The sequence below is a fragment of the Streptomyces boluensis genome, from assembly GCF_009908195.1.
Classification (GTDB): Bacteria; Actinomycetota; Actinomycetes; order Streptomycetales; family Streptomycetaceae; genus Streptomyces; species Streptomyces boluensis.
In genome coordinates, this window is sequence record NZ_JAAAHS010000002.1 from 26,020 (window position 1) to 51,530 (window position 25,511).

At 70.9% G+C, this 25,511-nt stretch carries 22 protein-coding genes; 5 read left to right on the top strand and 17 right to left on the bottom strand.

Translation table 11 applies throughout. From position 1 onward, the window contains the following. Positions 1-18: 18 nt before the first annotated feature. The 3 genes from GUY60_RS00525 to GUY60_RS00535 form a co-directional block, all read right to left on the bottom strand. On the bottom strand, positions 19-753 hold the full coding sequence (locus tag GUY60_RS00525; RefSeq protein ID WP_161692818.1) for a 4'-phosphopantetheinyl transferase family protein: 735 nt from the start codon (positions 751-753) through the stop codon (positions 19-21). Next, positions 750-1,742 carry a metallophosphoesterase family protein gene (locus tag GUY60_RS00530; RefSeq protein WP_161692819.1) on the bottom strand — a complete coding sequence of 331 codons (993 nt, stop codon included), beginning with the start codon at positions 1,740-1,742 and terminating at the stop codon, positions 750-752. The genes GUY60_RS00525 and GUY60_RS00530 overlap by 4 nt, the downstream gene beginning before the upstream one ends. 84 nt (positions 1,743-1,826) lie before the next feature. Further along, positions 1,827-2,528: a ScbR family autoregulator-binding transcription factor gene (locus GUY60_RS00535; protein WP_161692820.1), complete on the bottom strand. Its 702-nt coding sequence runs from the start codon at positions 2,526-2,528 to the stop codon at positions 1,827-1,829. Positions 2,529-2,803: 275 nt separating this feature from the next. Here GUY60_RS00535 and GUY60_RS00540 point away from each other — a divergent pair, with 275 nt between their 5' ends. Continuing rightward, a complete protein-coding gene (locus tag GUY60_RS00540; protein WP_161692821.1) occupies positions 2,804-3,724 on the top strand; it encodes a quinone oxidoreductase family protein in 921 nt (306 codons plus the stop codon). A 280-nt stretch (positions 3,725-4,004) separates the two neighbouring features. Here the strand turns inward: GUY60_RS00540 and GUY60_RS00545 are convergent, their stop codons facing one another. The 4 genes from GUY60_RS00545 to GUY60_RS00555 all read right to left on the bottom strand — a co-directional run bounded on the left by GUY60_RS00545 (position 4,005) and on the right by GUY60_RS00555 (position 7,761). Then, positions 4,005-4,364 (bottom strand): DUF4190 domain-containing protein, encoded by a 360-nt coding sequence (locus tag GUY60_RS00545; protein ID WP_376771139.1) that lies wholly within the window; start codon positions 4,362-4,364, stop codon positions 4,005-4,007. 30 nt (positions 4,365-4,394) lie between these two features. After that, positions 4,395-4,553, bottom strand: coding sequence for a hypothetical protein (locus GUY60_RS38140; protein ID WP_187369898.1), 159 nt, complete (start codon positions 4,551-4,553; stop codon positions 4,395-4,397). Positions 4,554-4,799: 246 nt separating this feature from the next. Then, on the bottom strand, positions 4,800-6,176 hold the full coding sequence (locus GUY60_RS00550) for an extracellular solute-binding protein (RefSeq protein ID WP_161692822.1): 1,377 nt from the start codon (positions 6,174-6,176) through the stop codon (positions 4,800-4,802). A gap of 1 nt (position 6,177) precedes the next feature. Further along, entirely contained in the window at positions 6,178-7,761 is a 1,584-nt protein-coding gene (locus tag GUY60_RS00555) for a methyltransferase domain-containing protein (RefSeq protein WP_161692823.1), read from the bottom strand. Positions 7,762-8,062: 301 nt separating this feature from the next. Here GUY60_RS00555 and GUY60_RS00560 point away from each other — a divergent pair, with 301 nt between their 5' ends. After that, a complete protein-coding gene (locus GUY60_RS00560; RefSeq protein ID WP_161692824.1) occupies positions 8,063-10,192 on the top strand; it encodes a molybdopterin oxidoreductase family protein in 2,130 nt (709 codons plus the stop codon). Positions 10,193-10,254: 62 nt separating this feature from the next. Here the strand turns inward: GUY60_RS00560 and GUY60_RS00565 are convergent, their stop codons facing one another. From GUY60_RS00565 to GUY60_RS39635, 3 genes are all read right to left on the bottom strand, one after another. After that, a complete protein-coding gene (locus tag GUY60_RS00565) occupies positions 10,255-11,619 on the bottom strand; it encodes an FAD-binding oxidoreductase (RefSeq protein WP_161692825.1) in 1,365 nt (454 codons plus the stop codon). Positions 11,620-11,901: 282 nt separating this feature from the next. Beyond that, positions 11,902-13,431: a 4-hydroxyphenylacetate 3-hydroxylase family protein gene (locus GUY60_RS00570; RefSeq protein ID WP_161692826.1), complete on the bottom strand. Its 1,530-nt coding sequence runs from the start codon at positions 13,429-13,431 to the stop codon at positions 11,902-11,904. Positions 13,432-13,710: 279 nt separating this feature from the next. Then, complete coding sequence (locus tag GUY60_RS39635) at positions 13,711-14,949, bottom strand: cytochrome P450 family protein (protein WP_161692827.1); 1,239 nt, start codon at positions 14,947-14,949, stop codon at positions 13,711-13,713. A gap of 305 nt (positions 14,950-15,254) precedes the next feature. Between GUY60_RS39635 and GUY60_RS00580 the strand changes: the two genes are divergently transcribed. Further along, the gene (locus tag GUY60_RS00580; RefSeq protein ID WP_161692828.1) at positions 15,255-16,097 is read left to right on the top strand and encodes an SAM-dependent methyltransferase; all 843 of its coding nucleotides are present in this window, start codon (positions 15,255-15,257) and stop codon (positions 16,095-16,097) included. A 124-nt stretch (positions 16,098-16,221) separates the two neighbouring features. Here the strand turns inward: GUY60_RS00580 and GUY60_RS00585 are convergent, their stop codons facing one another. After that, entirely contained in the window at positions 16,222-16,560 is a 339-nt protein-coding gene (locus GUY60_RS00585) for a hypothetical protein (protein WP_161692829.1), read from the bottom strand. Between GUY60_RS00585 and GUY60_RS00590 the strand changes: the two genes are divergently transcribed. Next, positions 16,559-17,893 carry a condensation domain-containing protein gene (locus GUY60_RS00590; protein WP_161692830.1) on the top strand — a complete coding sequence of 445 codons (1,335 nt, stop codon included), beginning with the start codon at positions 16,559-16,561 and terminating at the stop codon, positions 17,891-17,893. The genes GUY60_RS00585 and GUY60_RS00590 overlap by 2 nt on opposite strands. A gap of 11 nt (positions 17,894-17,904) precedes the next feature. After that, entirely contained in the window at positions 17,905-19,161 is a 1,257-nt protein-coding gene (locus tag GUY60_RS00595; RefSeq protein ID WP_161692831.1) for an acyl-CoA dehydrogenase family protein, read from the top strand. 273 nt (positions 19,162-19,434) lie between these two features. Here the strand turns inward: GUY60_RS00595 and GUY60_RS00600 are convergent, their stop codons facing one another. The 6 genes from GUY60_RS00600 to GUY60_RS00625 form a co-directional block, all read right to left on the bottom strand. Then, complete coding sequence (locus GUY60_RS00600) at positions 19,435-20,208, bottom strand: SDR family oxidoreductase (protein WP_161692832.1); 774 nt, start codon at positions 20,206-20,208, stop codon at positions 19,435-19,437. Between the two features lie 14 nt (positions 20,209-20,222). Continuing rightward, the gene (locus GUY60_RS00605) at positions 20,223-20,852 is read right to left on the bottom strand and encodes a dihydrofolate reductase family protein (protein ID WP_161692833.1); all 630 of its coding nucleotides are present in this window, start codon (positions 20,850-20,852) and stop codon (positions 20,223-20,225) included. A 52-nt stretch (positions 20,853-20,904) separates the two neighbouring features. Further along, entirely contained in the window at positions 20,905-22,251 is a 1,347-nt protein-coding gene (locus GUY60_RS00610; RefSeq protein ID WP_161692834.1) for an FAD-binding oxidoreductase, read from the bottom strand. Between the two features lie 199 nt (positions 22,252-22,450). Continuing rightward, positions 22,451-23,332: a phytanoyl-CoA dioxygenase family protein gene (locus GUY60_RS00615; RefSeq protein ID WP_161692835.1), complete on the bottom strand. Its 882-nt coding sequence runs from the start codon at positions 23,330-23,332 to the stop codon at positions 22,451-22,453. Between the two features lie 5 nt (positions 23,333-23,337). After that, positions 23,338-23,592 carry a phosphopantetheine-binding protein gene (locus GUY60_RS00620; protein WP_161692836.1) on the bottom strand — a complete coding sequence of 85 codons (255 nt, stop codon included), beginning with the start codon at positions 23,590-23,592 and terminating at the stop codon, positions 23,338-23,340. Between the two features lie 218 nt (positions 23,593-23,810). Further along, positions 23,811-25,298 (bottom strand): FAD-dependent oxidoreductase, encoded by a 1,488-nt coding sequence (locus tag GUY60_RS00625; protein ID WP_161692837.1) that lies wholly within the window; start codon positions 25,296-25,298, stop codon positions 23,811-23,813. Positions 25,299-25,511: the final 213 nt, after the last annotated feature.

Sequence of the window (25,511 nt, forward strand, 5' to 3'; positions counted from 1 at the left end):
CGGTCCTCGGCACGCATCTCAGCCGCCCGGCCGCAGCACCGCGTCGGCCACGACCGGCCGGTGCGGGCGGAGCGGGTGACCGGTGAGGGCCGTCGTGCGGGTCACCGCGATGGCGGTGAGGAGGGTGTCGTGGCTCAGCAGCCAGCTGCCGTGGAACTCCCGCACCCGGCGGCCCCCGATCACCGGCCCCGGCACGAGCAGCCGGGCCACGAAGGTGCCCCGGTCCGGGTCCACCGTCACCTCGGCCTCCTCGAAGTCCAGCCAGCGCCCGGTCAGCGGGAACCACGTCTTGTACACGGACTCCTTGGCGCTGTAGACGAGCCGGTCCCAGCACACCTCCGGGCGCCGGGCGCGCAGCGCGGCCAGGTGCGTGCGCTCCGCCGCGAGGGTCACCAACTCCCGGGTGCCGTCGGAGGGAAGGGGCACATTGGGCTCGGCGTCGATGCCCACGGACACCACGTCGCCCGCGTGCGCCACGGCCGCCGCGCGGTAGTTCGCGCAGTGCGTCATGCTGCCGACCGTTCCCGCCGGCCACTGCGGTGCGCCCCGCTCGCCCGGCAGTATCGGGGCAGGTGCGACGTTCAGTGCGCCGAGCGCCCGCCGGGCACACGCCCGTACGGTGGCGAACTCGCGGCGGCGGCGGGCCACCGACCGTGACACCACCCTCGCCTCCGCGGGGTAGAGGGCCGCGGGGGCCCGGTCGTCGAATGCCTCGGCGACCGCCAGCGGCGGCGGCAGCAACAGGTCGATCATCGAAGTCCTCGGCGTCCCTGTGCGTCATCGGGTCCGGACCCGGCCGCGGCTGCCCCGTCGCGGGGCGGCGCCGTGCGTTCCGTGAGGATGCGTACCGGCCGGCCGGGGGTGCCGGGGCGCTGCCGCCACTCCCGCGGGTAGCCGAGCGACACCTCGCGGTGCGGTACGCCGTCCTTGTGGAGGAGCCGGGGGATGTGCAGGTGGCCGTACACGACCTCGGCGGCGCGGTAGCGGACGGGCCATCGGTCCGTGGCGCTGGTGCCGCACCACTGGGCGAACTCGGGGAAGCGCAGCACCTGGGTGGGTTCGCGGATCAGCGGGAAGTGGTTGACCAGGACGGTGTCCAGGTCGTCGGGGAGGGCCGCGAGGCGGGCCTCGGTGGCGGCGACCCGCGCCGCGCACCAGGCCTCCCGGCTGGGATACGGGTCGGGGTGCAGCAGGAACTCGTCGCTGCACACCACGCCCGCCTCCTCGGCGTACGCAAGGCTCTGTTCCTTGGTGTGCGCTGCGGGCACCCGGAACGTGTAGTCGTAGAGCACGAACAGCGGGGCCACCGCGACGGGTCCGCCCGCGCCGCGCCACACCGGGTACGGGTCCTCGGGGGTGTGCACGCCCAACTCCCGGCACAGGCGCACCAGATGGTCGTAGCGGTGGGCGCCGCGCAGGCGTACCGGGTCGTCGGGCGGGGTCCACAGTTCATGGTTGCCGGGCGCCCACACCACCTGGGCGAAGCGCTCGCGCAGCAGACCGAGGGCCCAGGTGATGTCCTCGACGAACTCGCCGACGTCACCGGCCACGATCAGCCAGTCGTCGGGGTGTTCCGGGCGCAGGTCCTCGACGATGCGCCGGTTGTCGGCGAAGCGGACGTGCAGATCGCTGACGGCGCGCAGCGCGGCGGACCGGGGCCGATCGTCGCGCACTGCGGCTGCTCCTCTTCCCGGCGGCACACACCGTGGTGGATGCCGGGCTGCGGTCCCGGCACCCACCATGGTGCGCGCCGCCGGTCAAACCCCGCACAAACGGCGCTCCAAGCAACCGTCCGCGCGCGTCGCCGCGTACGTTCGCGCCTGGCCCTAGGCCACGCCGCAGTCCGCTTCCGCGGGGGCGTCGCCGGGCAGCCGCAGGGCGTCCGTGCCGTTCTCGTCCAGCGGCCACACCGGTGTCACGGTGCCTTCCGGTACGAGGGTCCTGGCCACGTCCTCGCTGGCGAGCCGGGGCAGCAGCAGCCGCCAGAACCGGGTGACGGCCTGCCGTGAACACCACTCGGCGTCCCGCCGGGCCCGCACCTCGAAGCCGGCGACGACCGCGGTGATGGCGTACACGGCGTCCTCGACGCCGACCCCCGGTGCCAGGCTGCCCTGGTCCCTGGCCACGGTGAGCATCAGCTGCACCCAGTCCTGCCACTGCTCCCACAGGTCCCCATCACCCTGCCAGGTCGCATCGGTGCCCAGGCGGAAGCCGGCGCGCAGCACCGGGTCGTCCAGGAGGTACTGGGTGAGCGTGTGGGAGGTGTCGACCAGGTGCTGCAGCGGGGTGGGGTGGCGCAGCGGTATCCGCCCGGTGATGTGCAACAGGCTCTGCGCCGCGGCCAGTTCGACGGCCAGGCCGAGCGCCCGTTTGTTGCCGAAGTGGAAGTGCACGGCACCGGTGCTCATGCCGGCCCGGGAACTGATCGCGTTGATCGAGGAATCGGCGAAGCCGACATGGTCGAAGACCTCGGCGGCTGAGCGGATCAGCTCCTGGCGGGTCCGAAGGGCACGGTGCTGCTTGGCCATGTGGCGCTCCGATAGGGACGGCGAGCGGCGGGACGGGCGGATCGGGATCCCGTCACAGCGCGGCGGAGGGGACGGATCCGGCCGTAAAGGTCGCGTACGACCCGGCCGGTTCGGCTGCGTGTCTCCGGTCACGGGCCGGGCGCGGTCCGCGGTCACCGACCGTCAGGGCCGTGCCGGACTGCGGCTGCCGAGCGGTTTCGTATACCGGGCACTGTACGCACCCCGGCGGCTCAATCAGTGCGCTGTGCACGGACGTTGGCGCGATATCGTGCCCCATGCTCGCCATACGATTCGACCGCTTCGGCGGTCCCGAGGTCCTTGCTCCCGTGGAACTCCCGGCGCCCGAGGCGGGCCCGGACCAGGTGCTGATCACCGTCGAGGCAGCCGGGGTGAACTTCGCCGACACCCACCAGACCGACGGTTCCCTGCTGAGCGCGGACCGGCTGCCGTACGTGCCGGGCAGCGAGGTCGTGGGCCGCACCGCGGACGGCCGCCGGGTGCTCGCCCGGGTCTCCGGCGGGTACGCGGAGCAGGTCGTCGCCGACGCGTCCGGTGTGCTGGAGATCCCGGACGAGCTGGACGCGGGGCGGGCGCTCGCGCTGCTGATGCAGGGCCTGACGGCGTGGCACCTGCTGCGGTCGGCAGCCCGTCTGCAGCCCGGCGAGACGGTGGTGGTGCACTCGGCGGCGGGCGGTGTGGGCAGCCTCGCGGTGCAGCTGGCGAAGGAGTTCGGCGCGGGCCGGGTGCTCGCCCAGGCGTCCACCCCGGAGAAGGAGCAACTCGCCCTGGAACTGGGCGCGGACGGCGTCGCCTCGTACCCGCTGGAGCCGGGCGCCGCCAAGGCCGATGTGGTGCTCGACGCGGTGGGCGGCACGCTTTTCGACCAGGCGCTTGAGTCCCTCGCGTCGTTCGGGCGCCTGGTGAGTTACGGCAACGCCGCCCGCACCGGGTTCACTCCGGTCGACCCGGCGCGGCTGGGAAGGCTGAACGCCTCGGTCGTCGGGTTCTGGCTGCGGCCCACGCTGGCCCGGCCGGGCGCGGTCGAGGGGCCGTTGAAGGAGCTGTTCGACCTCACCCTGCGCGGCAGGCTCCGGCCGGTCGTGCACGCCGAGTCCTACCCGCTGGCCGAGGCGCGGCGCGCCCACGAGGACCTGCTGGCGCGGCGCACGGTGGGCAAGGTGCTGTTGCGGCCCTGAGGTTGCTGCGGGCGGGGGCGCGGCCTCTCCCAGAGCGAGGCAGGGCGGGGCGCGGCGCTCAAAGCCTGGTCAAGGCCGTTCGCCGGACCTGACACACTCCGCGCCGGTCCCTTGGGGGCGCCGTCGGACCCGCTCATGATCATGCGTAGCCGGGTCGGCGTACTTCCCCCGTCTGCCGACCCGGCTGTGCACTCGGGGAGACGTCCCCTAAGGCCGGTACGACGTCAGAGCACGGACGCAGCGGGGCGTCCGTGCTTCTGAGGGGGCGTCGGCAGAGCGGTCAGCCGAAGCTCCACGAAACGGATCCCTGGGCCGTCATGAGCGCGGCCAGGACCAGCAGGTCGGCGACGCCGAGCCCGAGGCCGAGCAGGGCGCGGCCGCGGCGTTCGGTGCCTCGCAGGAATGCCACGACGGCGAGCGCGATGGCGAGAGGGCCGAGCACGACGTTCATGACCAGGAGGCCGACGAGGCCCAGGATGAACGACGCCACCGCGGGGCCGTCACCGTGCCTGATCTCCTTGTCGGCCGCGGAACCCGGACCCTGGCCGGAGGGCTCCACCGTCCGCAGGGGTGGAAGGGTCTGGTCCGCGATCGGGGTCGACGGGCGGTGGAGCTGGCGCTCGGGGGACTGTACCGGCATGGTTCGCCTCCTTTGTCTCAGGCGGTTTTCTCAGGCGGTGTTTCGGTGACTGCCGCGTTCACGGATGGCAAAGTGCGTGAGCCAGCCGGCAATGGCGACAGCGGCAATGGCCGATATACCGAGCGGCAAATAGGTTATTGCTCCCAGGAATATGCCCAGAAGCGCGAATACTGCGGCCACGACGAACATGCTTCTCCTCTCGACAGAGCCGTAGCCATGCGGGCGCCATGGCCGTGACGGACGAGATTCAGTAAAGGGCTACCTGCCGAAGTCGTCGAACGTGACTGAACGTCAATTGAACATGCCGGCGCCGACCCGGCCGAACCACGCTCGCACCATTCGCCTGGGCTTTTGGCCACGCGTCCCGATCCCCCGAGAGCGGGCGCACTTTCCTGACGCATGCCGATTGCGCACGTTGGAAGAACTGAGAGTCGCCTAAGAGGCCTCGGGCACGTCCGCGGCCTCTCCGTACCTGTCCGGCGGGGAGGTCTCGCGTGCCGCGTGCCGTTCGGCGGTCCGCCTGTTGTAGTCGTCCAGCCGTCGCTGGGCGGTGACCGTCGCCTGCGTGAACCGTCTCGCGGGGTCGGCGCCCTGCTCCAGCACGTCCCTCATCGCTTGCACCAAGTCGGCGTGCACGCTGGAGAGTTCGCCGACCAGTGCGCCGGTCGCGGCCGGCGATCCGTCGGAGGCGCCGAGTTGCTTCGGCGCCTCCAGATGGTGCGGCTTCTCGGCGAACCAGCCCTCTGCTTCCAGTAGTTGGTGCGAGCCGTGGGTCACCGGGATGAAGCCGCTCGACTTGTGCCAGGCGGCGGCGCCGTCCGGATTGAGCAGGTACTGCAGGAACGCCAGTGCGCCGTCCTCCACTTCCGGCGAAAGACCGGCGGCCAGGAACAGGGAGTCGCCGCCCAGGACGTTGCCGCCGTACGGCACGGCGCCGTTGTGCGGCAGGCCGCAGGCGACGACGTCGATCCCCGCCTTCGCCGCGGCCGACACCACAGGCTGGGCCATCACCGAGGAGTTGTAGAGGAACGCCACCCGGCCCTCGGTGAAGGCCTTGAACGTTCCCATCCAGTCCTGGGCCGCTCCGGTGTGCAGGTACAGGCCGTCTTTGTGCAGCCGCTGCCACCACGTGGCCCAGGCCAGAAGTTCCTCGGAGGCCAGGTCCACCTTCTGGGCCCGGTCCGATCGGCCGTTGGCGTGGTCGACAAGCAGGCCGCTCTGGTGGCACACGGCATCCTGGAAGAACCAGCCGTCGACAGCCCACGTGATGGCGTGCGAAGGACCGCCGTCCGTGCGCATGACGGCCCGGCAAGCGGCCTCCAAACCCTCCCAGTCCTGCGGTACTTCGGTGATTCCGGCCGCCCGCAGCATCGTCATGTTCGCGTACAGCAGGCCCGTGGAAACGCTGAACGGCACCGATACCAGTTCGCCGTCGTAGCTGTAGTAGCGGCGTGCGGTGTCGATGAAGTCGTCGAGGATCACCGGCTCACCGAGGATCTCCCGGCGTCCGCCGACCGCCCGCTGCACCGGGGTGAACAGCGGCCCACCGGTCGCGGCGACCGCGTCGCGGGCGTGCTGGGTCTCGGTGAAGAAGACGTCGACGAGCGCCGGGACGCGGCCCTGCTCCAGGGTCCGGATGAAGTCCTCGCGGCCGGTCTCGCTCCAGTACCGGTACGTCGAGATGCGGATCTCGTAGTCGGGGTGGGCCGCGCCGAACTCCGCGGCCCGTCGGCGCACCGGGTCCAGGAACCCCTCGACCACCGGGTGGTCGGCGAGCAGTATGTCGACAACGATCCGGCCGTCGCCTCCCACCTCAGCCCTCCCGCTTCGCGGTGACGAACACGAACGTCCCCGGCCCGGACTCCTCGACCACGCTCAACCCGGCGGCGGCCAGCCAGGATTGGACCTCCTGCGGCTCGAACAGCAGGTAACCGTCAGGCCGGCCCGGGAAGATGTGCGCGCGCTGGAAGTAGCGGTACACCGGGTCGTCGGCCCAACGGAAGGTCATCAGGGTCAGGATGCCGCCCGGCTTCAGGCAGCGGCCGATCTCGGCGATCGCCTGGGCCGCGTCCGGCATCGCCTGCAGGGCGTTCCAGCAGTTGACGGCGGTCAGGCTGCTGTCGGCGACGGGCAGTTCAAGGGCACTGGCCCGGACCGCGGACACGTGTGGCAGCCGGCCGCGCAGCCAGTGGAGCATGGCGTCGTTGAGGTCCAGGGCGATGAGCCGGTCGGCGCCGACGGCGTCGGCGACCACCCAGGTCCAGCGACCGGCGCCGGCCGCGAGGTCCAGGACGGGGGCATCGGTGCGGGCGGTGGCGGCCGCGTGCAGCCGGTCGGCGATGTAGGCGTCCTCGATCGCCGGCGTGATGTCGCCGCCCCAGTTCTGGCCCATGATGCGCAGGTAGGCCGGGCGCAGGCCGGCCTCGTAGTGCTGGCCGACGGTGCTCATCACGGCGGCGTTCTGGAGCACATCGGCCTCGACGTCCTCGGCGTCGTCGCTCACGCCGGCGCCGGAGCGCTCCCGGCGGGAGAGGTCGAGGATGCCACCGGGGGCGACGGGGTAGAAGGTGTCGCAGGCCTCGCAGCGCGCACCCTTGTCCTGGAAGGTGAGGGCGCTCCGGCAGGAGGTGCAGCACAGCGCGGATCCGTGCCGGGCGAACGTGGTGCCGTCGGCGGGACCTGCCCCCTTGTGCGGGGCCGACCAGTACGGGTTCTGGTCGACGACCGGGGTGGGCATGCCGTTGGCCACCGACCACAGGGCCTTGGCGCCGGCCGTGGCCCACATCGTGCGGGTGTCGTCATGCCAGGTATGGGTGATCTGCTCCGGTGTCAGGTCCTTGATCCAGGACCGGTCGAAGTCCCGCTCCTGCTCGTCGATGTCCCAGTCGAACGGCGAGGGCCAGGCCCGGCCCAGGTCGGGGTCGAGGTGGTTCAGCCGGGTCAGCCCGCGGTCGAGGCGGGTCCGGTCGTCGGGGGCAAGGGGCACACCGCTGAACGCGGGCCATACGCGGGCGCGTTCGTCGGGGAAGTGCGAGAGCAGGTACGCCAGCGCCAGGGTGAGCGGTGTGACGGCGGTGGTGCCGCGGGCCTCGTCGAGGAAGGTGTCCAAGCCCTGGCGTACGGCGGTGGCGACCGGGCCGTCGAGCGCCGGGTACTCGGCCTCGACGAGCAGGCCGAGGCCGACCGCCAGGTAGCCGCGGTGCGCGGCGTCGGCGCCGTCCCAGGCGGCCAGCAGCTCGGGGACGGCTTCCCCCGCCGCGGCGGGATCGTTCAGCGATCCGTCGGTCCAGAACGTGCCGACCAGGCGGCTGAACGCCTCGGCCAGCGCTTCGGAGTCTGCTTCACGGAAGGCGGTCAGCGATCCGGCGGCGGTGGCCGGCGCGGCGTTCGGAGCCATGACGAATCCTCTCTTCGGCAGGTCCCCACGATGTCTGGCCCGACGGCGGCTGACATCTTCGGGAATGCCCAACTGGCCTGCGCTGCTCGGCATTCAGGGAGAAGGGTCCGCGCCGCGCCGCTGCTAGCGTCGGGCGGCAGGTGGACCGTGTGACGCCGGCGAGGTCCGCCTGTCCCCCTTCCACGGCCTTCCACGGCCCGGACGACCCGGACGGCCCGGACGACCCGGACGACCCGGTCGGCGGTGGCCCGGGTGGGCCTTCGCCCGGGGCGTCGGCCCACCCCCGAACTCGGGAGCGAGCATGAAGACTGCACTGCGGACCTGTCCCCTGTGTGAGACGTCCTGCGGGCTACGGCTGACCCTGGACGACGCCGGCTCCGTACTGCGGGTCGAGGGCGATCAGGACGACCCGTTCAGTAAGGGCTTCATCTGCCCGAAGGGGGCGGCGCTCGGCCAGCTCGACGAGGATCCGGACCGGCTGACGCGTCCGCTGGTCCGGGTCGACGGGGAGTTGCGGCCCGCCAGTTGGGAGGAGGCGTTCGCCGAGGTGCACCGTGGGCTCGGCGAGATCATGGCGGCGCACGGCCGCGACGCCGTGGCGCTGTACTTCGGCAACCCGACGTTCCACACCATGGCCGGATTCCTCTACCGGCAGCCGCTGACCCAGACCCTCGGCAGCCGCAACGTGTACTCGGCCGGCACCATCGACCAGATGCCCAAGCACGTCGCCAGCGGCCTGATGTTCGGTGATCCGATGGCCGTGGCCGTCCCGGATCTCGATCGCACCGACTACATGCTGATCCTCGGGGCGAACCCGGTGGAGTCCAACGGCTCGCTGTGCGTGGCGCCGAACTTCAAGGGCCGGCTGCGGGCTCTGCAGGAGCGCGGCGGCAAGGTCGTGGTCGTCGATCCGCGGCGCACCCGCACCGCCGAACTCGCCGACGAGCACCTGTTCATCCGCCCCGGGACGGATGCGTACCTGTTGTTCGGCATCGTGCACACACTCTTCGCCGAGGGACTGACCTCTCTGGACATGGAGGTCACCGGGCTCCCCGAACTCAGGTCCCTGGCAAGCGACTTCACGCCGGAAGTGGTGGAGCGGGCCTGCGGCGTACCGGCGGCGACGACGGTGCGGCTGGCGCGGGAGATCGCGGCGGCGCCGTCAGCGTCCGTCTACGCCCGGATCGGCACCTGCACCGCCGAGTTCGGCTCGACGGCGCAGTGGCTGGTCGACGTCATCAATGCCCTGACCGGGAACCTGGACCGGGCCGGTGGCGTCATGTTCGCCAAGACCGCGGGCCTGGAGATCTTCCGCAGCGGACAGCCGTTCGCCACCGGCGCGTGGCACAGCCGGGTACGCGGACTGCCGGAGGTCCTCGGCGAGATCCCGGTCGCCACGATGGCCGACGAGATCGAGACACCCGGGGAGGGGCAGGTCCGGGCCCTGCTCACGGTGGGGGGCAATCCGGCGCTGTCCGCGCCGGGCGCCCCGCGCCTGGCGCGGGCCCTGTCCGGCCTTGACTTCATGGTCTGCGTCGACCCCTACCTGAACGAGACGACCCGGCACGCGAACGTGATCCTGCCACCGCCGCGGATCCTGCAGAGCCCGCACTTCGACTTCCTGGTGCAGATCATCATGGTCCGCAACTACGCCCGCTTCTCCCCGCCGGTGCTGCCGCTGGGGCAGGACCAGCGCTCCGAGGCCTCGATCCTGGCCAAGCTGTTGCTGATCCTGAGCGGTCAGGGCCCCGACGTCGGCCCCGAGGTGGCTGAGGAGATGCTGCTCGGGCAGCTGCTCGCGGCCGCGCCGGGGCTGCGTGATGGCCTGGACGGTGCCGACGGGACCGAGAACATATTGGATGCGCTGCTGAAACTGGGGTCCTACGGTCTGTCGCTTGACGCGATGCGGCAGGCCCCGCACGGCCTGGACCTCGGTCCGCTCCAGCCGCGCCTTGAGGAGATCCTGTGCACCGCGTCGGGGAAGGTCGACCTGGCGCCGGCGGTGCTGGCCGCCGACGTGTCGCGCCTGCTGGACCGGCTGCGGGACCCGGCCCCGGAGATGGTGCTGATCGGACGCCGGCATCTGCGCTCCAACAACAGCTGGATGCACAACGTGCCCTCGCTGGTGGGCGGCAGCAACCGGTGCACGCTGCACGTCCATCCGCGGGACGTGGCCCGCTTCGGCCTCGGGGACCGGGCGCGGGTGAAGTCCGCGGCCGGGGAGGTCGAGGTGTCGGTGGAGGCCACCGAGACGGTCATGCCGGGGGTGGTGAGTCTGCCGCACGGCTGGGGTCACGAGGACAGCGGGCAGGCCGTGGCACGCAGCAACCCCGGTGTCAACGCCAACGCGCTCACCGACGAGTTGGTGGTGGACCCGGTGTCGGGGAACGCGGTGTTCAACGGGGTACCGGTGCAGGTGCTGCCGGTGTGAGGACAAGCACTGAGCGGCGCCGTGCGTGATGCACGGCGCCGCTCAGTGCTTGTCGGTGAGGATCAGTCCTGGTCGGCTTCGGCCGGGACGACGTTGACGTTCAGGTGGAAGATGTTGCTGGGGTCGTACTTGTGCTTCAGCGCCGCCAGCTGTCGATACACCTGCTTCGGGTACACCGCGTCGATGTCCGCCGGGAGGATGTCGCTCAGGAAGCCGCTGTAGGCACCGGACGTCGACGGGGCCAACGCGGACCAGAACGCTTCGTAGGCGGGCAGCAGCGGCTCGTTCCCCTCCGGGGAGCCGAGCAGCACGCCCATGATCATTGCCTGGGTGGAGCGGTGGGGGAACGCGGTCGCGTCCTGCGGCACCCGGTTCAGGGCGCCGCCGATGCTGCGGATCTCGACGTACAGGTTCTCGAGGTTGGCCTGTTCGGTGAGGATCGTCGTGACCAGGTCCCCGGTCAGGGCCGGGGTGAGGCGGTTGCGGACGCGCGGGCGCCAGCCCGGGGGGAGGTCGCCCGCGGGCTGGAGGGCCTCGCCGTAGGGCATAAGGCGGACCTGGTCCTCCACGACGGTGCCGAGTTTGCGGATCGGGTCGATGGCCGATTTGGCGTCCGCTTCGTCGTCGCCGGCGTAACAGACCACGATGGCCAGGGGCGGGGCGGCCTCGCCGAAGGTCGGCCAGCACATGGCGGTTGCGGTGAGCTCCTCGGGGGCGGAGTCCATGTGCGCCGCCCAGCCGCGCAGGACGGCGGCGGTCTCCTCGGGGGCGAAGGAGATCTGGCCGAAGAAGACCTGTGGGACCGGCTGTGCCACCACGGTGAAGGAGGTCACCACGCCGAAGTTGCCGCCACCGCCGCGGATCGCCCAGAAGAGGTCCGGGTTCTCCTCGGCGCTGGCCGACAGGATGCGGCCGTCGGCCGTCACGACCTCCGCGGCCACAAGGCTGTCCAGGGCCAAGCCGTGCTTACGGGCCAGCCAGCCGATGCCGCCGCCGACCAGCAGGCCGCCGACACCCACGCTGGTGGTGTCGCCGGAGGTGAAGGCCAAACCGTGCGGCTCCAACGCGGCGGCGACATCGGCCCACTGGGCGCCGGCGCCGAGGCGGACCAGACGCTCGGACTCGTCCACCACCTCGATGGAGTCGAGGTGCGCCAGGTTCAGGACCAGGCCGCCGACGTTGGTGCTGAAACCGGCGTTGCTGTGGCCACCGCTGCGGGTGGAGATCTCCAGATCGTGCTCGACCGCGAAGTTTATGCCGCGGGCCACGTCGTCGTTGCTGCGGACTCGGATGATCACGGCCGGGTGCCCGGTGTGGACGATCAGATCGGTGAGCTCGTCGTATCCCTCGTCGCCCGGCACGAAAACCTCGCCGGTGACTTCGGCCCGCAGGCGCTCGATGACCGCGGGGTCCAAGTCGCTGTTCATGGTGGTCTCTCTCCTCTTCCGTTGAGCCAGCACCCGTCGGCGCTGTCCTCTTCCTATACCTGTCAGTCGGCGCCGAAGCCCGGATCAGGACATGTGCCGCACGCCGGTTTCCGCGGCGGGACGGTCTGGAGGAGGTCATCTACGAGAAGGGGTCCCCATGGCCGGCATCCGCCACCGCGGCCGCCGGGACAGCGCGAGGGCCCGCCGGCGGCGGATGACCGCCGCCGGCCAGGCTCTGCCGGCGTCTCAGCGCTCCTCGGGCAGCTGGCACGCGCCGTGGTGTCAGGGCCGGTTGATCAGATTCTTGAGGTCCGGGAAGGACTCCAGGTCCGGGACCGTCCAGCCGTCCAGGTCGTACTCGGACATGCATTGCTCGGCGAACTTCTCGTAGTCGGCCAGCTGCCCGGAGGCCAGTTGACTGGCGTACAGCTCGACCCGGGTGTTCTCGTGGTTGCCCGAGTAGTTGCGCTCGTACAGCTCGTGCCGGCTGCCGAACTCGCTGCCGATGGAGTCCCACAGCAGCTTCATGAGCTTGGCCCGGTCCACTGCCGTGGCCCCGCCTGAGCCGCGGACATACTTGTCCAGGTACGGCCGCGTCTCCGGGTTGCGGAAGTCCTCGGCGCTGGAGGGAACGTAGATCAGCCCACTGGCCACGTCCTGCAGGATGATCTCCCGGATACGCGGGTAGCCGACCTGCATGAACCACCGGTAGGCCATCCCGTAGTCCCCGTTGGGCAGCACCGCTCCGTCCTTCCACGGCACCGGGTTGCGCGCGGCCGCGTCGGACAGCCCCCAGAACAGGTTCCGCCAGGCCAGCACCTCCCCCAGCCGGCTCTGCACGCCGCGGAAGTCCCGCGTGCCGGTGAGCTGCAGCGCCTTGGACAGCAGACCGGCCAGGAACTCCAGCTTCACCGCGAGCCGGATACAACCGTGGAAGGTGAACCGCTCGGGGAAGCCGGAGCGGGCGGTGAACATCTGCACCTTGCCCAGGTCCCCGTAGATGAAGACGTTCTCCCAGGGGATCAGCACCTTGTCCATCACGAGGATCGTGTCGTTCTCGTCCAGCCGTGAGGACAGCGGGTAGTCGAAGGGGCTGCCGGCCACGGCCGCGGTCGCGGTGTAGGAAGGCCGGCAGATCAGCTTCACGCCGGGAGCGTCCATCGGCACGGTGGCCACCAGCGCGAACTCACGTTTGCGGATCGGCAGGCCGTAGTGCGCGATGAAGTTGTAGTGAGCCAGCGCCGAGCCGGTGGCCACCACCTTGGCGCCGCTGACCACGAGCCCCGCGTCGGTCTCCTTCTCCACATGGATGAAGACGTCCTTGACCTCGTCCGGCGGCCGGTCCCGGTCCACCGGCGGATGCACGATGGCGTGGTTCCAGAACAGCACCTTCTCCTGCGACTCGCGGTACCAGCGCCGGGCGTTGTCGGCGTAGTCCCCGTAGAAGTCGGCGTTGGCGCCGAGGGTGCCGAGGAAGGAGGCCTTGTAGTCCGGACTGCGTCCCATCCAGCCGTAGTTCAGCCGGGCCCAGCCCGCGATCGCGCCCTGTGCGGCGACCAGATCCTCGGCGCTGCGCGGCGTGGTGAAGAAGCGGTGGGTGTACCCCTCGCCGCCGCCGTCGACCGGGCACGTCAGGACGTCGCGGTGGCGGTCGTCGTGCAGGGCGTCGTAGAGCCGGGCGGTCATGCGCACCGGGTTGTGGAACGCCGGGTGCGTCGTGACGTCCTTGACACGGTCGCCGTATACGTAGACCTCGCGAGCGTCGCGAAGGCTGTCCACGTACTCCTCGCCGGTCATTGGCCGAGTGGCCATTGCTGTCCTGCCTTCCTGTCGGTCCGCCGGGCCCGGGGCCGGCGGACGCCGGTGTCAAAGCAGTTCCACGCCACAGCGGGACTCTGATTCACAGCGAGCGGCTCCCGGTTACACAATGACGACCGCGTCCAGCAGCGGCATCTCCTGGAGTGCGGCTGTCACCGCCGTCCGCGTACCGGATCCGGGCATGCCGCCAACTCGCCTGTCTCGTCGACTTCTTGACAGGCCGTCAACAGAACTCCGCGTACCGCCGGGCAGCCACCTGGGGACCTGCTGTCCTCATCGGAGATGGACCGGCAGCTCACGTCGGCCGTTCATGATGAAGGTGCCCTGGCCGGCCAGTTCGTCCGGCTTCACCGCCAGCTCCAGCCGGGGGAAGCGCTTGAACAGCTCCTCCACCGCGATGCTCACTTCCATCCGGGTCAGCGCCGGGCCGACGCACCGGTGGACGCCGTGGCCGAACGCCACGTGCCGCTTGTCCGCGTGCCGGACGTCGAACTCCCCCGCGGCGTCGCCGTGCAGCTCCGGGTCGCGGCCGGTCGCGGCGTAACCGACCACCACCGGGTCGCCCCGGGAGATGGTCACGCCGGCGATCTTGACGTCCTCCGTCGCGAACCGGAACGGCAGGTGCGCGACCGGCGCGTCGGTGCGCAGCGTCTCCTCCACCACGTCGTCCCAGTCCACCTCGCCGCCCGCTGCCAGGGCGCGCTGGCCGGGCCTGGTGAGGAGCGCCAGCGCGGTGTTCGTGATGAGGTTCCTGGCCGGTTCGGTGCCGGTGTTGAGCATCAGCTGCGCCAGGCCGACCAGTTCGGCATCGGACCCGGCGCCCGCCCCGGACACCGGGCACCCGCTCGGCCCGGCCGCGACCAGATCGCTGATCAGGTCCTCCCCCGGTTCCCGGCGCTTCTTCGCGACCAGGGCCTCGATCTTGCTCCGCAGCGAGGCGAACTCCACGGCCGCCTTCTGCGGGTCCGTCTCGACGTACCCGGCGCGGTCCAGGATGCCGTCCGGGTCGCCGTCGGGCACGCCGAGCAGCTCGCCGATCACCCGCGACGCCACCGGGTGCGCGTACCGCACCTTGAGGTCGACGGGCTCGCCCGGCCGCTCGGCCGCATGGTCGGCCAGTTCGTCCAGCGCGCGCGTCACGATCCGCTCGACCCGCGGTCGCAGCATGGCGATCCGCCGCGGGCTGAACGCACCGGCGACAAGGCGGCGTTGGCGGGCGTGCGGCTCACCGTCCGCGGTGGACATGTTGTCCATCCGAGCCCAGACGATCAGCGGGAAGTCCGGGGCGAGGGTGCCCTCGACGTACGCCGGCCAGTGCTGCCGGGCGTTCTTGGCGAACCGCCGCTCGTCCGCCAGGACCTGCCGGGCGGCGTGGTAGCCGGTCACCGACCAGGCCTCGACTCCGCCGGGCAGCAGCACCCGGGTGACCGGCCCGCGGGCCCGGAGCCGGGCCGCCTCGCCGTGGGTGTCGGTCCCGGCCGGGTCGATGACGAAGAGCGCATCGTCGTCCACGTCTGCCTCCTGTGAGGACGGATAGGTACCGGTCATGGTGTCCGGTGGGCGCCGCCGCGGGCGTCTTCCACAGTGCGGACTCGGTTCTTGCTGAACGCGACCGATCGCCGTGACGCCGGTGCCGGTCCTTCTTCGGATGCGCGGGTCCCGGGCAGACGATCACCGTCCGCTCGTTGTCCCAACTGGCCGCTCCTGCATGACGGATTCGCGGCGACGGCCGCAAGCAGGAAGATGCCCGCCACTACCCCCACTGCGACCCTGGGGCAGGGCTTGGTGGATCTGGTCCCAGCGCGAGAGGAGAAGCCATGGAGAGCGCGACGACCACTGGCCAGACGCCGGAGACGGACGAGACCGCCGAGATGTTCGACGAGTCGTCCGACATGTCGAGTGTGTTCAACGACGGCCAGGTGCACCTGGCCTACTGGTACGACGACGAGGACGACGCTCCACTCATCGAGGCGACGCAGCGACTGACCCGCAAAGTGGCGGATTCGCTGCGGCTGCGCAAGGGCGATCGGGTCCTCGACGTCGGTTGCGGCCTCGGGGCCCCGGCCATCCAGCTCGCCACCGAGTACGGGGTGCAGGTCACCGGCGTCAATATCAGCACCGTCCAGGTGGCCGAGGCGCAGGCCCGGGTCCGGGCGGCCGGGATGGCCGACCAGGTCACGTTCCGGGTCGGCGACTACGGATCCGTGGACTTCCCGGAAGGCAGCTTCGACGCGATGGTGGCGATGGAGTCCCTCGTCTACGTCGATGACCTCGGGCATGCGCTCGGCAACCTGCACCGGGCGCTGCGCCCTGGCGGTCTGCTGTCCTTGACCGAGACCACCCGGGAAGGGCTCGGCGTCGAGGCTGCCGGCCAGTTCGCCTCCGACTTCGGGGCGAAGCGGATGCTGTCGGTGGCCGAGTGGGTGGACACGTTGCGCGAGGCCGGGTTCGAGCCGGTGGAGTCCCTGCATTGCGGGCCGCGGGTGTTCGGGATGGGCCCCAAATACCTGCAGGCCGTGGATACCCGGCGGGACGAGCTGGCCGGCCGGTTCGGCGAGGCCGCCGTCGACGAACTCCGGCGCACCCTTGAGACCTTCTTCGCACCGGGGGCGGACCAGATCGGCTACGCGGTCGTCACCGTCCAGAAGCCCCGGAACTGAACCGCCGGGACGCGGCTTAGCAGGTCACCCGGGCCGACACCGACGCCGAAGCCGAAGCCGAAGCCGACGCCGAAGCGACGACATTCCCGTCCGGCACCGTCCTGGCGCTCAGTTCCTCAGCTCCTCACGGCACGCCCGTGTCCGGTTGAATCTGCCGGTCGTGGGTGGGGGGCGCAATCACGAAGATGCGCGGCCCTCGAAGCGGTGATGAGAATCGAGGCGCGGCGGCGCGAACTGCTGCGGCCGGCAGGTCCGTTCGTGACGGATGTGCGCAGTACCCGGCCACCACGCCGGTCGCGAAGAACCGGACGATCGGCCCGGCCGGCATGCACAGCGTGCCGTCCGACAGCGACGACCAAGGCGTGGTCGGTATGGCCTGGTCGTCGCCGAACTCGAACGCGACGCGCTGATCAATGCCCTCCACAACGGCAGCGTCCGCCATTTCTGAGGAGAGATCCCACATGACCACGACTTCGGAACCCCAGCAGGCGACTGCGGCGCTCTCACTGCAGCAGCAGTTTCTCTGCATGTTCGCCCAAGGCTTCGAAACCGGGCCGTTCGGGCCGCACTACACGGAGGTCTTCGCGTGGCGGGTCCAAGGCCGCGTCGACGTACAGGCCATGCGTGTGGCGTTGGCCGATGTGGTCGAGCGGCATGAGGCGCTGCGCACCGTGGTGGACCTGGAGAACGGGGGCGCGCAGAGCGTACTGCCCGCCGTACAGCCGGAGTTGCAGCTGGTCGACCTGGACGAGTCGCCGGGCGCGGACCGGGACCGGCGCGCCGAGGAGCTCATGATCGAGGCGGAGACCCGGTCCTTCCCGGCCGACCAGGTCCCGTTGCTGCGGGCCGTTCTCGGCCGCTTCGACGAGCAGGACTCCGTTCTGGTTCTGTGCGCCCACCACAGCGCCGCCGACGTCTGGTCGATCCAGCTGATCCTGCAGGACCTGGCGGAGTGCTACGCGGCTCGCGCGGCCGGGAACGAGCCGCAGCTGCCCGAGGCGACCCAGTACCGGGACTACGTCGCCGCGCAGCAGGAGGAGGCCGGCGGGCCGGCGGTGGCCGCTTCACGGGAGTACTGGCGCGAGACGCTGCGCGGCGCCAAGATCCTGGTCGCGCCGGTGCACCCCACCGGGCAGTCCCCCGCGACGAGTTACCACCGGTTCACCACCGACGCGCAACTGACCGCGGAGGTGTCCCGGCTGGCCAAGGAGACACGCAGCTCGCCGTTCATGGTGCTGCTCGCCGCGTTCACCGTCTTCATGAACCGTCGTACCCAGGCGACCGACATCGTGGTGCCCACCTTCACGCCGGGCCGTGAGCACCGCTTCCAGTCCACGGTCGGGTCGTTCTTCAACTTCACCCCGCTGCGCGTGAATCTGGAGGGCTGCCGGACCTTCCGCGATGTCGTCGCCCGCTCCAGGAAGGCCTGCATCGGCGCCTTCTCGCATGAGCTGCCGCTGCTGCACATCCTCGCCGAGGCGCCCGAGCTGATGTCCTCGGCCGGCCCCGACGCGGTGCCGACCCTGTTCCAGGCCGTCCAGCCGCCCTATCTGATGCAGGGCAACCGGATCGGCGACCTCGAGTACACGGCGATCTGGCGGCGGGTCATCCCGCAGCCGCTCGGCTCCGACACTCCGGACGGCATGATCTGGTCGATGCACCTGAGCGACACCGAAGTGGTCGGCGGGCTCAGCTTCAGCCGCCACCTCTTCGAGCAGGCCGAGGTCAAGGATCAGGCAGCCGAATTCCTCCAGGTGATCGGCGAGTTGGTCGCCGACGCGGACACGGCGATCTGAGGGCCGGGGCCATGATCGACACCGAGTACGCCGCGCCGGGCGCGGCCATGCCGTCCGAGGCCGAGGTCACCCCGGCCGTGCTGATCGAGCGGGCCAAGGCCATGGTGCCCGACCTGGTGGCGCGCCAGCACGAGACCGAGCAGCGGACCTTTTACGCCGAGGACACCCATCGGGCGTTCCAGGACGCCGGCTTCTACCGCATAACGGTGCCCAAGCGGTACGGCGGCTACGAGTTCGGCTTCGACACGTTCCTGCAGGTCGCGATGATCCTGTGCCGTGCCTGCCCGTCCACGGGCTGGATGTTCTGCCTGGGGGCCGCGCACTCGCTGTTCGCCGGCAGCATGTTCACGGAGAAGGCGCAGGCCGAGATCTTCGACGGCGGCGACTTCATCGCACCGCTCGTCAACGCCCCGTACGGAACGGCCAGGCGCGCCGAGGACGGCGGCTGGATCCTGGACGGTGTGTGGAGGTACTGCTCCGGTGCGCCGTACGCGACCCACCTGATGGGCAATACCGTGATCGCCGGGGATGACGCGAACCCGCCGCGGCGGCTGCTGTTCATCGCGCCCCGCGATCAGTGGGAGAGGCTCGACGACTGGGGTGGCCAACTGGGCCTCAAGGGCAGCGGTTCGCACAGCATCCGGATCTCCGGCGGGCACATCCCCGATCACTTCGGCATCGAGGTCAACTTCGAGGAGATCTCGGTGACCGAGGGCACCCCGGGCCGCGAGCTGCACGCGCACCCGCAGTACGGGGGCGCGCCGGCGAGCTCGATGGCTCTGGAGGGCGCGCACATCGCAGTCGGCATGTGCCAGGGCGCGCTCGACGCGTACACGGAGCTGATGTTCTCCCGCACCACGATCATCCCGCCGTTCCTGCCCAGGGCGGAGGATCCCGACTATCAGCTCTGGTACGGGAAGGCCAGCAGCATGATCGACGCCGCCGAGACGTTGGCTCTCGCTGCGTCGCGGCGCTGGCACGAGCTGTCCGAGCTGCCGGTCGGGGCGTTCACCCCCGAGGAAGACGTGCGGATCGCGCTCACCTGCCGAGAGGCAACGGATCTGGCCTGGCGGGCAGTTGATGAGATTCTCCAGCCGACCGCCGGCAGCCCTGCCGTACGTGAAGGAACTCGCCTGGAACGGGTCTGGCGCGATCTCTCCACCGGGCGTACGCACGCCAGCTCCGCCGTGCTGCTCACTACCGTGGCCAACCGTGGGTATGCCCAGATGAGGCTGGCGAGCGCCCATCGGCCCGCACCGGACGCGTAGTCCCCGACCCGTGCCGGTGGGCGGCACGCATGACGATCAGGATGCCGACGACCCGAACACCAGCCCCGCGGACACGACCCGGGGCTGGTGTTCAACAGTGCCAACGCCTGCCGTTCCAGGTCGAGTTGATCGGGACGACGAGCCTGGGACGCGACCCGGTGGTGTGCACGCAGAAAGTGCCTTCCCGCTGTGGTGACAGAAGCCCTGGACAGGCCGCGTCATCCCAGCGCAGAAGGCACTTTCGGCTTTCCGTGCGGGCTAGGGAGTGTCTCCCTAGGAGTGGAATTCGCCCGCGTCGACGTTGAGACTCTGCCCGGTGATCGCCCTGGCCAGGTCCGAGGCCAGGTACAGCACCGCGTTGGCGACGTCGCCCGGGTCGGGCAGCCGGCGCAGGTCGAACGCGGCCGCGGTCTCGGCGTAGACATCCTCCAGCGTCACGCCCCGTTCAGCGGCCTGCATCGCGAACCAGCCCTTCAGCCCTTCGGTCCAGATGTAGTTCGGCACCACGGTGTTGACCCGGACGCCGCTCGGGCCCAGCTCGGTGGCCAGGCTGCCGGCCAGTGAGTGCAGTACGGATTTCGAAGCCTTGTAGGCGCCGAAGTTGGGGCGGGAGTGGTGCACCACCGCCGAGCTGACCATCACGACCGAGCCGGCGTGTCCGGTCAGGGTCGGCGCCAGGAGCTGGACCAGGCGCAGCGCGGCCAGGGCGTCCGTCTCCAGCGAGGCGCGCACGGCGTCCAGGTCCATCGTGGCCAGGTCGCCCATGGTCGGGGGTGCGAAAGCGTTACTGACGAAGACGTCCACCCGGCCGAAGGTGTCCAGGGCACGCTCGGTCAGCGCTCGGCAGGCGTCGGGGTCGAGGATGTCGGTGGGGACCGTCAGCGCCCGGCGGCCGTGGGACTCGACCTCGGCGGCCACCGACTTCAGGACCGTCTCGGTACGGGCCGCCAGGACCACGTCGGCTCCGGCCTCGGCGCCACGGACCGCGATCTCGCGGCCGAGGCCGGGACCGACGCCGGTCACCAGCATCACCTTGTCGGCGAGCATCTGTGCCTTCCTTCCTATTTGAGAACGCGATGGAATGCATGGGTCACGCCGGACGACAGCTCCACGCGCGTCGTCTCCAACGCGATCGCGGGATCCATGGGCTCTGCGAACAGCGGGCGGCCGCCACCGAGCAGCACGGGCACCACGTGCAGGCGCAGTTCGTCCAGTACACCGGCGGCCAGAGCAGCGGCGATCACCTGTCCGCCGCCCATCACCGCCACGTCCTTGCCCTGCGCTCCGGCCGCGGCGGCGGCCCGCCCGACTGCCTCCGCGACGCCGCCGGTGACGAACTCGAAGCGGGTGCCGCCGGACATCCGGCGCGGCGGCAGCGGCCGGTGCGTGACGACGAAGACCGGTGCGTGGAACGGCGGTTCGTCGCCCCACGCCTTCTCGCCGTGGTCGAACATACGGCGGCCGATCACGGCGGCGCCGGTGCGGGTGAAGTACTCGCCCATGATGTCGGCGCCGGCTCCCTGGTCGTCGCCGCCCTCGTGCCCGGCTCGGGCGCGCCAGGTGCCGAGTTCGAACAGCCATTGGTGGAGGCGTTCGCCGCCGATGCCCAGGGGGTGGCGGTCGGGGCTGTCGTCGGGGCCGGCGATGAAGCCGTCGAGGGAGACGGAGATGTCTGCGATCACCTGGGGCATGTCTCCGACGATGGCAGGGCACGAGGTCCTTGGCGTCTTCCTGCGTGCCGAGTCAGGGCACGATCACGGTCTCCGGCATCGCGTCGCCCCGGAACAGGCCGTCGGGGTCCACGCGCGCCCGGACCCGCTCGACCGCCCGGACATCGGCTTCGGACAGATGCCCGCGCGGCCGGTCCAGGCCCTTCACGAAGCCGGGCGCGGTCTGGCCCGTATCCCACGGGCCCAGGGCGGCGCGCACCTTGTCGCAGTGTTCGATGATCTCCGCCGGTGTGCCGCTGAGTTCCGGGACGCCGGCGCCCATGTAGGCCAGGCGCGCGTCCAGGCGGTTCAGCGCGCCGCCGGCCGGGGCAGCCTCGGCCAGGCGCCCGCCGAGCTGTCGCAGCTCGACGGCGATCAGGGGCGAGCCGGAGCCCGCGCCGGTCATCCGCAGGAGTTCGGCGATTCCTTCGCGGCCCGGCTCGGCGAGCAGCATGTGGTCGCCGATGAAGGTGCCGGGCTCGTCGGGGTCCATGTGGACGTCCGGGACCGCTTCGGGTCCGCACTCCTGCCAGGTGTCGAGTACCGGCTCGCCGATCTTGCGAAGCGGGTCGAGGAGGTCGCGCGCGGCGGCGGCCGCCAAGGCGACACCGGCGACGCACACCACCGGGCCGCCCTTGAGCATCGGTGGGATCTCCGGCAGGTCGGGCAGGTTCATCACGCGCAGGGAGGTGGAGACCTCGTCGGGCGCGTGCAGCGTCCAGTCGTACCAGGCGCCGACCACGGCCTCGGCGTGCTCCCACGACCAGAAGGCGGCGCCGGCGACGAGATCGGGCACCGGGAAGAGGTCGATCTCGACGGCGGTGACGACGCCGAAGCCGCCGCCTCCGCCGCGTATGGCCCAGAAGAGTTCGGGGTCCTCGGCGGCACTCACGCAGCGCACGTGTCCGTCCGCGGTGATGAGTTCGACGGAGCGGATGTGGTTGGCGGCCAGGCCGAGTTTGCGGCCGTAGAGACTCACGCCTCCGTGCAGCAGGTAGCCGATGGCGCCGACGGTGCCCGAGGTGCCGTGGGGCGCGGCGAGGCCGTGTGGTGCGGCGGCCTGTACGACGGCGCTCCAGGGCGTGCCCGCGGGGATGCGGGCCAGACGGCGGTCAGGGTCGATCTCGACGCCGCCGGACAGGATGGGACGGATCAGGAGGTCGCCGGTCATCGAGGTGGCCGCGCCGGCGGAGTGGCCTGTGGTGTGGACGCGAACGCCCTGGCCGCGCACCGACGCATAGCTGATCGCAGCCCGTACGTCGGCGACGCAGGTGGCGGTGAGCGCGGCGGCGGGGTGCGCTGGGCTCTTGAGGTTGAACACGCTGGTGGCAGCGGCGTAGTCGGGGTCGCCAGGGAAGGCGATGGACGCGGTGTCAAGCATGAACTCCCCTTGGTGGTCCGGGCGGTTCTGCTTCTCAGGGTGCTCGCCGGGCAGCCGCGCGAGCATCCGCCAGAGTGCTCAGTGACAGCAGCGCAGGCTCGAAGACGCTCGGCCCGGTCGCCTGGACCACGGTGAACGCCGCGGCCGGTGCGCGTCCGCTTTCGCGACGGCGCACCGGCTGCTTTCGGCTCACGACCACTTACATCAGCGGGTTCGCACCGCGTGGCCTGGTGGCGAGCTCCTGCTGTGTCTGCTCAAGCAGCAGGTGCGGGTCCTGCGTCTCGACCTGGCCGAGGCCGGGCGGGCAACGGTCCCAGCCGAGCAGCCGCTGCACCTCCTCCGGCAGGGTCAGGACCGTTTCCCGGGATACGGCGAGATACTGGTTCTCCTCCTGCCGCAGGTTGCCCAGGTCGAGCCCGACGGAGAGGCTGTACCGCGGCGAGTCCGTGGTGTTGGCTCCGCCGCCGTGGTAGACCCCGCCCGGCCAGAGCAGGGCGGAACCGGCGGGCATGACCGCGGGAACCGCCTCGGCGTAGGTGGGGGCCCGCTCGTCGTCCCAGTGGTGACTGCCGGGGATGACCAGGGTCGCGCCGTTGGCGCTGGTGAATTCGGTCATCGCCAGCATCAGTTGCAGCCGGCACTGCGGCCCCGGATGCCGCCACAGATGCATCGCGTCGTCGCGGTGCAACGGCTGCCGGCCCTGGCCCGGGTCGATTCTTATCGCCTGGGTGAAGCTGATCTGGATGCTCGGAGTCACCTCCATCCGGAGCTTGCCGATCCACATGTGCGTGGGCTGCTGCAGCAGGCGCCGGGCCGCGCCGAGGAACTGCGGTTGCAGGACCACGTTGGTCATCGGCTGCGGCGACCGCTGGAACAGGCTGGACAGCCGCTTGGTCTTCGTGCCGTCGTAGCCGCTCTCGCTGTAGCCGGCCGCCTCGAGGCCGAGTCCGAGGTCCGCCTGGAGCGCGGCGAGCGTCTCGGAATCGACGAAGTTCTCGACGATCACCGCTCCGTCGCGTTCCAGGATCTCGACGACTTCGTCGAGCGGGGTGGCAGGGTCGACGTGGGTCAGTTCGGCCATCCCACTCACCCCTCCGCGCTGGCCAGAATGCCCCGGGTGAGGGTCTCCAGGTCCGGGTCCTCGAACAGGTCGCCGACGTCGAGCGTGATGCCCAGTTGCTCCTCGACCTTCGCGACGATCCGCACGGCGGCGATGGACTGTCCGTTGAGCTCGACGAACGTGGCGCCGGGCCGATCGGAGCCCGGGCCCAGGACTTCGGCCCAGATGGCGGCGACCTGCTGGGCGATGTCCGCGGTGGTCGACGACTGCTGAGTGGTCATGTCACTGCTCCTCACTGCGTTTCAGAGGTACTGGGTGTTGAGGGCGGGCGTGCCCGCAGGCAACCCGCCCGTACGGGTCGGAAGTTCGTGTCTGGTGCATCGCGTGCAGGTTCAGCGCCCTCGGATCACCGCCCCGAGGCCGCGGCGGGCCCGGACCCGTTCCGGCACCTGCGGCCGCGGCAGACCCGATCCGCACAGCGATACGGTCCTGATCAGGGTCACGGGCTCTTGTCCGCATGACTCGTCAGGGCCGGGATCTGCTCGGCTGATCCGGTCGCCGGGACCCGGTCAGCGGATTTCTGGCCGGCTCGGGGGGCGTTGGCCACGGCCGGGGGCACGGCGGCCGGCCCGGCCGGGCCGCGCAGCGCGTTCAGCAGGACCCGGACGATCATGCCGGGGCGCATCAGCTGCTCCGGCCGGTCGAGCATCCCGGCGGCACGCATGTACCCGCGGGTCACCTCGGGGTCGCGGGTCGCCGCTACCTGGACCATCGCCAAGTAGCGCTGGCCTATGCGCAGTTTGAGGTCCCGCTTGCCCTCGACGCCGTCGAAGCCCAGGTCGACGGTGCGCGTCATCTCCCACGGCGGGTCGATGACGTCGCGCGCCAGGTCGCGGAAGTACTGCCGCGCGTCCGGCGTGGCGCCGGAGTGCAGGTGGCTGCGGAGGGTGAGGGCGGACAGCGCCGCGACCGTCATGCCCTGCGCGTAGACCGGGTTGAAGGAGGACACCGCGTCACCCATGACCAGCAGGCCGGCCGGGAACCGGCCCATCCGCTCGTACCGGCGGCGCTGTGTGGTGGGGAACTTGAAGGCGACCGGCTCGTCCAGCGGCTCGGCGTGCTTCAGCGCCTCGTGGACGTCCGGCACCGGCAGGCCCTTGACGAACTCGTACAGCCCCTCCTGGTCAGTCGGCGGGTGGTCGCCGAGGATGCCGTAGACCGTCATCAGGGTCGTGTCGCCCTCGGTCTTGGTGAAGATGACGCCGCGCGGGACCTCGGGCGAGGCGACAGCGATGATCGCGAGGTCGCCGTTGTACGGGTCGGCCTTCATCTTGTAGTTCTGAGTGACGTAGCCGAGGCCGATGTTGGTCCGCTCCTCCTCGACGCGCGGGTAGCCCATCTCCTCGAGCCACACCGGGGTGCGCGAGCCGCGCCCGGTCGCGTCGACCACCAGGTCGGCCGCGATCGTCTCGCCGGACGCGCCCTTCCTCTGCACCTTGACGCCCGTCACCTGCGCGTGGTCGGCGGTGGTGACCAGGCCCAGGATGTCGGAGCGTTCGACGAACCGGACGTTCGCCAGCTCGGCCGTGCGTTCGCGGATCCGGCGCTCCATCAGCGGCGCCGAGGCCGGCACCGCGATGTGGCCGATGTCGGCACGCTTGACCGGGCGGCCGCGGAAGGACCAGCGGACCGAGCCGGAGTAGTCGCCGACCGGGGTGCCGTCTGCGATGAGCTGGTCGGTGATGCCGGGGTAGAACTCTTCCATCACCACCCGGCCGCGCACGTGCATGGCGTTGATGTGCTTGCCCTGGGGACGTCCGCGGCGCGGTCCTTCGACGCCGGTGACCGTGTCCCGGTCGACGACCAGGACCTCGTCGTAGGCCTCGGAGAGCACACGGGCCGCGAACAGCCCGGCGATGCTGCCGCCCAGCACGACTGCGCGGGTCGGGTCGCCATCGGCCGCCGACCGGGGTGTTTCCTGGGGCATCTTGCCCACCTCCTGGGGATCGTGCTGGGGATGTTGGGAGTCTGCGGTTCCGGGGCTTCCGGGGTTCACGGTCGGCACCCGGTCGCCCCCGTCCAGCCCTTCCGCGCCCATGGACTTCACGATGTGGTCTGGAGACGGGGCCAGGCATCTCTTGGATTGCGGGCCATGTCGGTGAACTGAGCGCAGCGTGCCCGGAATCCTGATCACACAGCA

What these genes read in the sequence shown, in the direction of transcription:
- GUY60_RS00545 (WP_376771139.1), bottom strand. Translation starts at nt 4,364, where the DNA reads ATGCCGGTACAGTCCCCCGAGCGCCAGCTCCACCGCCCGTCGACCCCG.
- GUY60_RS00540 (WP_161692821.1), top strand. Translation starts at nt 2,804, where the DNA reads ATGCTCGCCATACGATTCGACCGCTTCGGCGGTCCCGAGGTCCTTGCT.
- GUY60_RS00535 (WP_161692820.1), bottom strand. Translation starts at nt 2,528, where the DNA reads ATGGCCAAGCAGCACCGTGCCCTTCGGACCCGCCAGGAGCTGATCCGC.
- GUY60_RS00605 (WP_161692833.1), bottom strand. Translation starts at nt 20,852, where the DNA reads ATGCCCCAGGTGATCGCAGACATCTCCGTCTCCCTCGACGGCTTCATC.
- GUY60_RS00595 (WP_161692831.1), top strand. Translation starts at nt 17,905, where the DNA reads ATGATCGACACCGAGTACGCCGCGCCGGGCGCGGCCATGCCGTCCGAG.
- GUY60_RS00565 (WP_161692825.1), bottom strand. Translation starts at nt 11,619, where the DNA reads ATGAACAGCGACTTGGACCCCGCGGTCATCGAGCGCCTGCGGGCCGAA.
- GUY60_RS00610 (WP_161692834.1), bottom strand. Translation starts at nt 22,251, where the DNA reads ATGCTTGACACCGCGTCCATCGCCTTCCCTGGCGACCCCGACTACGCC.
- GUY60_RS00590 (WP_161692830.1), top strand. Translation starts at nt 16,559, where the DNA reads ATGACCACGACTTCGGAACCCCAGCAGGCGACTGCGGCGCTCTCACTG.
- GUY60_RS00530 (WP_161692819.1), bottom strand. Translation starts at nt 1,742, where the DNA reads ATGGTGGGTGCCGGGACCGCAGCCCGGCATCCACCACGGTGTGTGCCG.
- GUY60_RS38140 (WP_187369898.1), bottom strand. Translation starts at nt 4,553, where the DNA reads ATGTTCGTCGTGGCCGCAGTATTCGCGCTTCTGGGCATATTCCTGGGA.
- GUY60_RS00570 (WP_161692826.1), bottom strand. Translation starts at nt 13,431, where the DNA reads ATGGCCACTCGGCCAATGACCGGCGAGGAGTACGTGGACAGCCTTCGC.
- GUY60_RS00555 (WP_161692823.1), bottom strand. Translation starts at nt 7,761, where the DNA reads ATGGCTCCGAACGCCGCGCCGGCCACCGCCGCCGGATCGCTGACCGCC.
- GUY60_RS00600 (WP_161692832.1), bottom strand. Translation starts at nt 20,208, where the DNA reads ATGCTCGCCGACAAGGTGATGCTGGTGACCGGCGTCGGTCCCGGCCTC.
- GUY60_RS00625 (WP_161692837.1), bottom strand. Translation starts at nt 25,298, where the DNA reads ATGCCCCAGGAAACACCCCGGTCGGCGGCCGATGGCGACCCGACCCGC.
- GUY60_RS00585 (WP_161692829.1), bottom strand. Translation starts at nt 16,560, where the DNA reads ATGTGGGATCTCTCCTCAGAAATGGCGGACGCTGCCGTTGTGGAGGGC.
- GUY60_RS00615 (WP_161692835.1), bottom strand. Translation starts at nt 23,332, where the DNA reads ATGGCCGAACTGACCCACGTCGACCCTGCCACCCCGCTCGACGAAGTC.
- GUY60_RS00525 (WP_161692818.1), bottom strand. Translation starts at nt 753, where the DNA reads ATGATCGACCTGTTGCTGCCGCCGCCGCTGGCGGTCGCCGAGGCATTC.
- GUY60_RS00580 (WP_161692828.1), top strand. Translation starts at nt 15,255, where the DNA reads ATGGAGAGCGCGACGACCACTGGCCAGACGCCGGAGACGGACGAGACC.
- GUY60_RS00560 (WP_161692824.1), top strand. Translation starts at nt 8,063, where the DNA reads ATGAAGACTGCACTGCGGACCTGTCCCCTGTGTGAGACGTCCTGCGGG.
- GUY60_RS00620 (WP_161692836.1), bottom strand. Translation starts at nt 23,592, where the DNA reads ATGACCACTCAGCAGTCGTCGACCACCGCGGACATCGCCCAGCAGGTC.